The 1,230-nt window shown below is 42.4% G+C and carries 2 protein-coding genes and 1 pseudogene; 1 reads left to right on the top strand and 2 read right to left on the bottom strand.

Going from position 1 to position 1,230, the window contains the following annotated elements:
• Positions 1-215 (top strand): annotated as a pseudogene (locus Q0614_RS11540) (carboxy-S-adenosyl-L-methionine synthase CmoA); the annotation flags it as partial.
• A 193-nt stretch (positions 216-408) separates the two neighbouring features.
• Here Q0614_RS11540 and Q0614_RS11545 read toward each other — a convergent pair.
• A complete protein-coding gene (locus Q0614_RS11545; protein WP_298788850.1) occupies positions 409-543 on the bottom strand; it encodes a hypothetical protein in 135 nt (44 codons plus the stop codon).
• Entirely contained in the window at positions 540-1,013 is a 474-nt protein-coding gene (locus Q0614_RS11550; protein ID WP_298788852.1) for a hypothetical protein, read from the bottom strand. Before Q0614_RS11550 ends, Q0614_RS11545 begins: the two co-directional genes overlap by 4 nt.
• Positions 1,014-1,230: the final 217 nt, after the last annotated feature.

Raw genomic sequence — 1,230 nt, forward strand, 5'->3', positions numbered from 1 at the left:
TGCTCGCGCGTCAGATGATCGAAATTTACGAGGATTACAAGCGCGCGCAGGGCTATTCGCGCTACGAGATCGCGCAAAAACGTGAGGCTCTTGAAAACGTGCTCGTGCCCTACACCGAGGCAGAAAACCGAGCCTTGGCGCTAAGCGCGGGCTTTAAGCGCGTCGAGAGTATCTTTAAGTGGGCAAATTTTATGAGCTTCGCGGCGTTTAAATAGCGAGCGACATAACGCATATTTTGTCCAAAAGATTTAAGTTTTAAATTGTAACAGTGAGCATTTTAGAAAATTTGCAAAGCAAACATCACCTTGCAATATAAAATTTTGTTGCACTAAAGCTATTTTCATCGATTAAATACGCCATAGCGAGCGCAGTGGTACGTTTAAAAAGGATAGAATCTTTAATTTTGCGTTATTTATTCGGTTCTGTTTTAGTGTTCAACCCGGTATTTTCGTCGATCTTCTCACTTGCGACGCGCCTTTCAAAGCTTGCTATAAACTCGTCGTATTCGATTTTTTTAGCTCTATCGGCTTCATATTTTTTCATAGCTTTTTGAAAATTGCTACGTTCAAAAAATCATTCCAAATCGCGAACAATGCAAAAGCCAAAAGTCCCCATATATAGCCGCCGATAAAGAAATTTCCGGTGATACAAAATACGGCGCAGACTATTATGTCGGTCGCAATATAGCCCACTCCGCGTCTCCCGGCCGGCAAAATGGGCTCGGACAAACGATAAGTGCCTAAGGTATCTACGCCTTTTGAGATATTTTTCAAGCATTCTTTTTCTTTGCTATCATGGCTAGCGGGAGCATAGCCGGCGATTTCATCGCCTTCAAAAATATAAAAACCATCGTCCGTTTTTATTTTAAAAACGTCCGCGCCCTGCCCTTTTAACCGAAATTGCCATACCGCTGCATAAGCTGCATCATTCGAAATATCCACATCTGCGAGGCTGTCTGTGTGGGATCCGGACTCTTTTTTCACATCAATCGCGATACCGTGGAAATAACCCACAAAAATCCTTTAAAATTAAATTTACTCATCCGTACTGAATTTAGCCAACCTTCAAAAATTCCAAATAAATTTAAACATTTCGTAAGCGAGACGGAAGCCGAAATTCCAGGCATAAAAAAAGCGTCCGCCGTTTGACGGACGCCGTGTATAAATCGCGGGGCAAAATAAACGCCGCCGCGAGCAAAGGAGCTTATTTATCTCTTAAATTTAACTCGCT

The organism is uncultured Campylobacter sp. (genome assembly GCF_937997595.1).
Classification (GTDB): Bacteria; Campylobacterota; Campylobacteria; order Campylobacterales; family Campylobacteraceae; genus Campylobacter_B.

Bases quoted from the DNA above. Each gene is read 5' to 3' on its own strand.
- Q0614_RS11545 (WP_298788850.1), bottom strand. From the start codon at position 543: ATGAAAAAATATGAAGCCGATAGAGCTAAAAAAATCGAATACGACGAG.